This window comes from Bradyrhizobium sp. 31Argb (assembly GCF_043638955.1).
In the GTDB taxonomy this organism is placed as follows: Bacteria; Pseudomonadota; Alphaproteobacteria; order Rhizobiales; family Xanthobacteraceae; genus Bradyrhizobium.
Genome location: NZ_JBEGDB010000324.1, coordinates 1 through 8,559 on the forward strand (window position 1 = coordinate 1; position 8,559 = coordinate 8,559).

At 57.2% G+C, this 8,559-nt stretch carries 7 protein-coding genes and 1 pseudogene; all 8 read right to left on the reverse strand.

Annotated elements, in window-relative coordinates; genetic code table 11:
* On the reverse strand, positions 1-576 hold a 576-nt coding region (locus tag AAFX91_RS36060), incomplete at its 3' end, for a transposase (protein ID WP_394569698.1).
* 271 nt (positions 577-847) lie between these two features.
* The gene (locus AAFX91_RS36065) at positions 848-1,378 is read right to left on the reverse strand and encodes a GNAT family N-acetyltransferase (protein ID WP_051397385.1); all 531 of its coding nucleotides are present in this window, start codon (positions 1,376-1,378) and stop codon (positions 848-850) included.
* A gap of 80 nt (positions 1,379-1,458) precedes the next feature.
* Positions 1,459-2,694 carry a hypothetical protein gene (locus AAFX91_RS36070; protein ID WP_245476761.1) on the reverse strand — a complete coding sequence of 412 codons (1,236 nt, stop codon included), beginning with the start codon at positions 2,692-2,694 and terminating at the stop codon, positions 1,459-1,461.
* On the reverse strand, positions 2,666-4,141 hold the full coding sequence (locus tag AAFX91_RS36075; RefSeq protein WP_165421495.1) for a coproporphyrinogen-III oxidase family protein: 1,476 nt from the start codon (positions 4,139-4,141) through the stop codon (positions 2,666-2,668). The genes AAFX91_RS36070 and AAFX91_RS36075 overlap by 29 nt, the downstream gene beginning before the upstream one ends.
* Before the next feature lie 1,106 nt (positions 4,142-5,247).
* Positions 5,248-5,526 carry an IS110 family transposase gene (locus AAFX91_RS36080; RefSeq protein ID WP_245475145.1) on the reverse strand — a complete coding sequence of 93 codons (279 nt, stop codon included), beginning with the start codon at positions 5,524-5,526 and terminating at the stop codon, positions 5,248-5,250.
* A gap of 49 nt (positions 5,527-5,575) precedes the next feature.
* The gene (locus tag AAFX91_RS36085; RefSeq protein ID WP_245475146.1) at positions 5,576-6,169 is read right to left on the reverse strand and encodes a transposase; all 594 of its coding nucleotides are present in this window, start codon (positions 6,167-6,169) and stop codon (positions 5,576-5,578) included.
* Positions 6,170-6,186: 17 nt separating this feature from the next.
* Positions 6,187-7,194: pseudogene (locus AAFX91_RS36090) on the reverse strand (ISL3 family transposase); the annotation flags it as partial.
* A gap of 162 nt (positions 7,195-7,356) precedes the next feature.
* On the reverse strand, positions 7,357-8,124 hold the full coding sequence (locus AAFX91_RS36095; protein ID WP_394569699.1) for a group II intron maturase-specific domain-containing protein: 768 nt from the start codon (positions 8,122-8,124) through the stop codon (positions 7,357-7,359).
* Positions 8,125-8,559: the final 435 nt, after the last annotated feature.

Consider the following 8,559-nt stretch of genomic DNA (forward strand, 5'->3'; position numbering starts at 1 on the left):
TGACCCCATGGGGTCAGTCCGCTGACCCCGCAAACCTCTCACAGAGGCGCTCTTACACAAAACTTCTGACACTCCCAGAAGCCGCGCGTCGGTCGGGAACATCACGTTCTTGGGCCGCACCGTGGTGTCGACGAAGACCCGGTTGAGATCGGACGGTTTGAGCGCCTTGGTCTTGGTCGCAACCGCAAGGCTCTCCTGCAGCAAGGCCTGCAGCTTCTCCTCGCCCATGCACTGGCGCCAGCGGGTCAGCGAGGAGCGGTCGAACACCAGGCGGTGCTGGAAGAACTTCTCGCCGCAGAAGAACTGGTAATAGGGGTTCTCCACCCAGCGTTCGCACAGCAACTCATCGGAGAGGTCGTAGCTGTGCTTGAGGATCGCCAACCCCGCCATCAGCCGGGTCGGCAGCGGCGGCCGGCCCGGCTTGTCCTCATAGACCGCGCCGAACTTCTGCTCGAGGAATGCCCAGTCGATCGTCCGCGCCAGCTGCACCAGCGCATGGTTCATGTCGATGATCGCGTCCAGCCGCGAGCGCAGAAGGTCGGCCTGTCCGCTGTCCCGTCGTTCCTTGGGTCGCATCGTCCCCTCCGTTGCGACCACGGAATCACGACACGCGATTCGACGGAATCCCAAAAATCAAATTGCAAGCTTTCGGGCCTTCAAATCCAAAAAGCTTGCAATCCCGAACCTCGCTCCGATCCAAAATTCGACTCCCGCTCAATGACTTGGGAGCTTCTTCACGGACGACGAAACCGCTTCCGCGGCGCCCGCGCTTCTCCTCAGTCGACGCGAGCCGAACTCCAGCGCCTTCACCTGCTTCAGCCTTTCACGACGCCAGGTCCCTACAGGGCTAGCGTGGATTCTCCAGGCCCACAACCTCGTTGATTATGTGACGTGGCTCATCCCGGCCGACAAGCCGCTTATCGTAGAAGATCACTTCATATCCGTGCAACATCCCTTCCTTACGGCGAACGTAGCCAGCGGCCTCATAAAGTCTTTGAGCCCCTACTTGGATCTTTGTCGTGTCGAGTACTATCCGCTTGAATCCCAGGGCGGCGGCTCGCGTTTCCAATTCACTAAGAATCCTCGTCCCAAGCCCTCGCCGTCGAAAGGCAGGATCGACTCGCATACGCTTCAGCTCTGCGACGTCATCGTCAATAAGCTTCAATCCACCCATGGCAACGAGCTTGGAACCAATATGCGCAACTACGAAGTCTCCGCCTGACGCGATGTATATTTCTCCAATGTTTCGTAAATCATCCTCCCACGCTCCTTCCGGGCCACACACACCAACCGCCTCCGATGCGCGTCTATGCAGATGCCACACATCATCAGTATCTCCTGACTCAAATTGACGAAACATCACTTCGTCCTGAGACATCGAACGCCACCTTTGGACCCGTGTCGGATGCCTGCGCCTCTCAGCATCACTACATGTTTTAGCTAGCCAAATACCGCCGGCTATCGCGCCGCCGTTAACAGCCGCTGTGAAAGGACAGCCTCAACACTTTCCGAAGCCTCGACTCCGACAATTGGACGACCCGGTTCAACCGTATATTTCAAAGCCGTAGTACGGTGCATCCGGGTAAACTGTTCCAGCGCACAAACACACGAAGCGCGCAGCCTTCGGACTTCTCCACCATAGCGTTCGATGACGGGCGAAATGGTTGCAAACCCAGGAAAGTCCGCTTTCCCTTCCAGCCAACTTGGCGTGGGCTCCGCGCCTTTGTCATCTGGTGACAACCAGCGGAATACCTCGTGAATGTCTCCCTGCGGATAGTATTCGGACAGCCGATACAAATCCCTATAGTATTGCGGCTTCTGCTGAAAGAGTTCTTCGCCGACCAGTAGCACCGAGACCGCCACGACCCGGGCAGAAAACCGACCGCTTGGGCCAAGCCTATTCTTGTAAGGGTTTTTTCCGTAAAACACACGAAATTGGCTAAATAGGTCGGGCGACATATGTTCAAAAAATCGGGCCAGAACATAGTTCGCTGACTCAAGGCGTTCCAAGCATAGCGCAAGACATTGATGAGCGTCCGCGTCAGCCGCATCACGCAATTCAAGTAGAGCTGCGATTGCCAATTTTAGCTCGCTCTCGATGAGTTGATGACCCAAGCAAAAGTCTCGCTCCTCGACCCCGGCGGCGCCAAGGCAATATATGCGAGGATCGCTCTGCACTGGATTCGTCAGGATCATATCTTCATAGGAGAGAACCTCAATGCTAGGCTGTCGCTGGCAGCTTAAGCGGGCGAGACGGCTCAGCGCCTCTCCCACCGTCAACTCCGCCTGCACGGGATCAAGGCCGGCAAACGCCGACATCTGATAAGCACAATTGACGAGATATTGGACGTCTGTCTTAGCGACGGCGAAGTCGGGATCCGGCAACTTCAGCAGCTGTCCATCATGGTCAGCCGATGCAATCATCGCATTAATGCTACTTCCAAGAGCCTTGACCGCTTCATCTGGCCGTTCACTGCCTTTGATCTCGGCAATGAAGTGCGGCAGTTGATCGGCGACAACATTGCTGACAAGCCCAAGCGGCCGTTTCCGTTGCCCGCGATCGAAGCTATCGGACACATGAGAAAATATCTGCCGCGCCCGACGGCGCTGCTGTTCCGGAGTGGAAAAGGACAACGTAGCGACCATAGACGAGCGCTCCCCCACTTCATCGAAAAACAGCTTGCATTTCTGCACTCGACCCATATCTTGCGGCGGGCGAGTAGTCGTGCTTTTCGATTAGATCCGTTTGTTTGTCTGTTATCCTGCTATCGTTGTACGCGACCCGCTCAAGTACATTCTCAGAGAAAAATAGCAACGATACAGCGCCCGAGTTGATAATTCCGGCGTCGGTTAACGAAAGCACGCCATCGTTTGAAATGCGAACGAGGCCTGCCTCCCTTAAGATTTCAAGCTCGCCGAAAAAGTATTCTTCTAGCGATACTCCAAATTCGCGCTCGAAGCGGGAGAGCAGCACTCCGCTGCTTCGCAAGGCAAACATTAATGTTCGGCGCATGAGGTCGTCCTGGGACAGTACAACCCCCTTCCACACTGGTTTCTCGCCGGCTTCGACCCTACGTAGATAGCGATCTAGATCTGCCTCGTTGTAGAACTGGCACTGGCTCATGTAGCCAAATCCACCCACCCCAAACGGGACGAGATTATTGTCGTTCCAGGAATCGTATTTACGGCTTTGTTGAACGGAGTGCGGCTGCGACCTCTTAGTCCAATAGAAAATTGGTCCATAGCGATAACCGAGCTTCGTGAGGATGTGCTCCGCCATGAAGTGCATTATAATGCGCTCCTTGGCCCCGGCGAATTGATAGCGTCCCATAGCCAAATGGCGGGCCACGGGGTCAGTCAATTTAAACATCAACGGGAATACGTTGAACTTCTCTATTCCAATGTCCAACAGCCCGATTATTGAGTCGTACCAGCTCCGAAGCGTTTGCTGCGGCAGCCCATACATGAGGTCAAGCGATAGATTCTCAACGCCCATCTCGTTCAGCAATGTCACGAGTTGTATCACCTCCTCCAGACCGTGCCCGCGGTTCAATATACGCAAAATATCCCGATCTAGACTTTGAACGCCCAGTACGAAGCGGTTTACTCCGCCTCTAAGTAGAGTCGAGATGCGATCCGCGGCGTCCGCATGCTTCACAAGCGAGGGATGCAACTCAAAACTTACTTCTGACTTCGACAAATCAAAGCGCTCGTTAACCATGGCAAATAGCGTTTTGAGTTGATGGTTCGTCAAAAATGAGGGAGTGCCCCCTCCAAAAAACGCAGTCTCAACAGCTCTCCCAGCAAGCGCCGCGCCCGACCAAGTCATTTCTTTATTTAAGGCCGCCAAATAGCGTTCCACTCGCTCGGAAGATGGATTGATTTCCTTGGCGAAGTGGCAAAACGTGCAATACTGATTACAGAATGGGATATGAAAATAGAGGTCAATTGACGAGGCGACCTGAGTCAACAATCTTTCGGCATCCAGGTCACCCATTGCCTTGAGAGGAGGATATGTGCCGACGAGATAGTCGTTGTGCGCGTCCAGGTGCAGATTTCGCGATCTCAACATGTCGAGATTGATCTCGTACGAGCGGTCGATCGCAAATTCCAGGGCTTCGGAATAGCTGGGCGCGTTCATCTGTTGGGGACTCCATTAGCTTTCGTGTAGGAAAGCCGCGCTGGCAGCCGCGGCCGTACCACATCAATCTCGTCTTGCTCGTTACTGAAGCGGCGCGTTTCAATCAGCGAGCTGCATTCGCGCCCCACTCGCTGCAGCTCCGTTCGCAGGTCGCGATGCGCTCGGTGGTACACGGAGACGACTACAGATTGTCGACGAGAGGCAGATGTTTTGGCTAATGCGAATGCATGCGATACCGACCGCACTCAACCGTACAGCTATGGCGCTGACTTGTTTGGATCGAGCAAGTTTCATTTGAACTCCTGCGGCGACGACTGGATTGCATGGTCATGCGGATCCTTTTCCGTGTCCCAGCAATCGACGTGCCACCAAAGTCCGCTCGCGCGGGGCTTTTTTGAGGAACGAAAACCATGTGCTTTGCGCTGTATTGTCGGAATAGTTACGCCACAGCGTCGGCTCCCGGACATACGCGTCCTCAACGGGACACGGCCGAAAAACGACAACACGGAGCATCGAGTGACCATGATCGTCTCTCGACAGTGGGTTCTGAGGTGATTGGACAACACCCCACGTACTCTTCAACGGGAGCCAACGATTGAGCCCTTTGGCGCCGAGGGCGCTCCTGCCTCCTGAGTCGCGGCATACACCGCCAAATTGCCAGGTGGCCGACGATCGCTGGTGCACCGGCGTTTGGCGCGAACGCGCACCATGCGATCAGCTTTCCGGAACCCCATGTCGAGTCGCCCGGAGGGCTTTCACCTCCGGGCGCTCCCAGAACCGTACGTGAACCTCTCGATTCATACGGCTCCCGATGTTCGGCCGTTGCCATGACATAGCTGCCAGTGCTGTCAATCGGCGCTTTAATTGCGAGGTGTTGTTAAGCTGCCATTCTTTGTCTCCGGTGGCACGACGGCAGCGATCACTTCGTCGGAGCTGGTCGGGGTTGCGGAGACGGAGTGATCGCGGGTGACGAGAGAATCGTCAGCCGGAATTGGCTGAGGCCCGGCCTCTTTAACGGGTCAACTTGTTCGCGTTGATGTCGCAGCTGGGGTCATGGTCCTTTCCGAGGTAGCGGGCGCCTCATGTTGATGTCCGGATCCGACGCCTCAACGTTTGCAGCGGAGTGCGGACAAGCCGGGGCCAGCCGATTCCCATTTCTTCGTACGGTAGAGCAGGACAGTTGCGGCTTCGTAGAGATAAGTTCGCAGCAGTCGATCGCCCCAGCGTGAGATTCGGCCGTTCTGATCGATCTCGCCGGACTGGTTGCGTCGAGGCGTAAGCCCGAGATAGGCTCCAACGGCCGCCGCAGATCGAAAGCGCGACGGACCGTCGACCGTGTGCCTGAACGTCAGGGCGGTTACGACGCCCACGCCCGGGACCGTCATCAGGCGCGCGTCGTTTCATCCGCTTTTGCGAGCCGCCGAATCTCGTCGTCTATTTACTTTGCTGCCGACAGACCTGATCATGGACCAGCAAGAGAGGATCAACCACGGAACGCAGGTGGTGATCATCACCCAACAAGTCGTTGACCTGCTTCCGAAACTGAAGGCCTATAGCTCTTGGGAACAGCAGGCCGTACTCTTTGACGATGCTGCGGACTTGGTTTTCGATATCCCTTCGGATTGCGACCAGACGAGATCGCGCCACGAGAACGGCCCGGGTCCTTTGGCTCTCTTCGCTCTTGACCTTCACTTCTCGGTACCAGCCGACCCTGACCAGCTCGGCCAGTCCTCGGGCGTCATTCTGATCGCTCTTATTCAAGCGGGTCGAGAGTACGGCATGTGCGTGGCGAGCATCGACACAGACGACAGGAAGGTTAACGCGTCGGAGCTCGTGCCAAAGCCAGCTCGCCATCGCTCCAGTTTCAAAACCGATACGCTCAGCATTTGGCGCACGCTTGCAAAGTAGCTCGGTCAATGCTCCAGGTTCGGACTTGGCCTTGCCTTCGAACGTTACTCGTCCACTTTCGTCGATTACGCAGACTGAAGTTTCCCGTTGTGAGACATCCAACCCGACGTATTGCTTCATGGTAGCGCTCCGAATCGGTTGATTGCGAGTACCCGCCGTCTGCGGGTTGCCCATTCTGCGACAACACGAAGAGAGCCTCGGAAGCCGCGCGTCCTTAGACGTCGCCAAAGTTCAGTCCCGTTTCGGCGGCCGGCAACCCACTGATCGTCGAGCCATGGCAGGTGATGATCGAGCGAACTCTGCCGGGTCCGGAAGACATCATGGCGTTCGCCACGGATCACCTGTCGAACCAGCTTCCTGCTATGGCCAGTCTTGCGTACGATCTGCTTGATCGGTGTTCCGCTTTTCGACAAAGCCAAGATAGTTGCATTGGTCTCTTCGCGGCGAAGATATCCGTCATACTGCAGGCGCTCGGCCGCGGTGAGCAGCTTGGGATCGATCGTGGTCGCGCCGATGACGGTGCGGATCTGGCGCATCGATTTTCGGACGGCGTCAAGGAAGGCCCGACTGGCATTCTCCATCAAATGCCAACGATCGGCGACCTGTACCGCGTGCGGCAGGGCCTTTGCGGCCGCTTCGCCATATCCCCCGCCGCGGACCCGGGCAACGATCGCGATCGTGGGATGACCGGCAAGCCAGGCTTGGGCGGTCGCGGGCTCACGATCTGGCAGCAGGGTAACGATCCGGCGCCTTTCCAGGTTGCAGACGATGCTGGCGTATCGGTGATTGCGCCGCCAGGCCCAATCATCAGTGCCGATGACCTTGAGCGGGTCGGCCGGCGGACGGTGACGGCGTCGGACCACGCGCAGCAGCGTATCCTTACTCACCGGCAACATCAGCCGCTTTGCGAAGCCTGCCGCCGGTCGACTGCCAAGCGCCAGGCCGAGGTGATGAACGATCGAATCCATCCTCGCCGTGGGTCGGGCCGACGGCGCCAGAATCCCCTCGGCGAAGCGCTCAGTGAAGATTTGGCGCCCGCACAGGACGGCGTCGCAGCGGAAGCGGCGAGCGATTACCAGGAGCTGGACGATCCGCCCTGCGAGCGGCAAATCGGTCACGCGTCTTCGATATCGGCTATGGACACGTGGACGGTGATCGCGACGACCTCGTTCAATCGGCTGGCGGCGGCTTGTCCGCACTCCGCTGCAAACGTTGAGGCGTCGGATCCGGACATCAACATGAGGCGCCCGCTACGTCGGGAAGGACCATGACCCCAGCTGCGACATCAACGCGAATAAGTTGACCCGTTAAAGAGGCCGGGCCTCAGACCAATTCCGGCTGACGATTCTCTCGTCACCCGCGATCACTCCGTCTCCGCAACCCCGACCAGCTCCGACGAAGTGATCGCTGCCGTCGTGCCACTGGAGACAAAGAATGGCAGCTTGACAACACCTCGCAATTAAAGGGCCGATTGACAGCCAGTGAGCGAGGAGAGTCGGATTTGCGCGGCAAAGCCGCTCAAACCAATCTCGTGCCCCTTTGGTCTTGCGACGCAGCCGCTTGAACTTGCGGCGCGCCCAGGGGATGACAAAGGCATCGATCCTCTTCAGGGTCGGACGCAACTGCGTCCGATGGAAGGGGCCGTAGTAGTTGATCCAGCCTTGAGTGTACGGATTGTAGGCCTTGGCCAGATCCTGCAGGGACTTGTCGCTGTGATGGTGAAGAGTCCAGCGCCGGATCGTCCGGCTGATGGCCTTCAGCGCTTTTGGACTTACCGCGGGCATGAAGCCGTGCGCGTGGATAGTTCCTTGCCATACCGTCTTTCTTGCTCGGAATGAGAACCCGAGAAAGTCGAACGACTGGTTCGGAAAATCGCCACGCCGGTTCGCATCCTTGCAATAGACCATCTTCGTCTTCTCCGGATGCAGCACCAACTCGCAGGCCGCAAAGTGGTCGGCAAGCGCGCTCCATAACGCCTGCGCCTCGTCGGCGCTCTTGCAGTGACAAATGACGTCATCCGCGTAGCGCTCAAACGGGATGAGGAAAGGTTCTCGCCATCCACATATCGAACGCATGATGCAGAAACAGATTCGCCAGGATGGGCTTACTACTCCCCGTACGCAAAAGGTAACTTGCGTCGCCGACCGACGGGTGGCCGCCTCCAGGGGGCGAAGTCGGTCCGCCACCGGCGGGTGAACCGCTTGGCGCAGGAATCGAGTGGCGAATCACGATTGTGTCATTGGAGACCAGGATTTCTTTGACGAGGAGTCGGACGATACGTTGGCGCTCTGAAACATCTAACGTCTTCGCGGTTGCGCGTAGCCGTGCAAGAAAGCTTGTAATTGTCTCGGCCAGTCGCAGGTATCCACCGCGATCGGCAAGGTGACTCTGAATGGCAGCTAGTACCCGGAATCAGAGCTGAGTGATACGGCAGCCTTTGAACCGTTTTGGCGGACTCGTTTCTTCGTCCAGGCGAAGGGCTGTGCTTTTTCATTGTAGGCGCGGATGAA

Bases quoted from the DNA above. Each gene is read 5' to 3' on its own strand.
- AAFX91_RS36085 (WP_245475146.1), bottom strand. From the start codon at position 6,169: ATGAAGCAATACGTCGGGTTGGATGTCTCACAACGGGAAACTTCAGTC.
- AAFX91_RS36080 (WP_245475145.1), bottom strand. From the start codon at position 5,526: ATGACGGTCCCGGGCGTGGGCGTCGTAACCGCCCTGACGTTCAGGCAC.
- AAFX91_RS36095 (WP_394569699.1), bottom strand. From the start codon at position 8,124: ATGCGTTCGATATGTGGATGGCGAGAACCTTTCCTCATCCCGTTTGAG.
- AAFX91_RS36065 (WP_051397385.1), bottom strand. From the start codon at position 1,378: ATGTCTCAGGACGAAGTGATGTTTCGTCAATTTGAGTCAGGAGATACT.
- AAFX91_RS36075 (WP_165421495.1), bottom strand. From the start codon at position 4,141: ATGAACGCGCCCAGCTATTCCGAAGCCCTGGAATTTGCGATCGACCGC.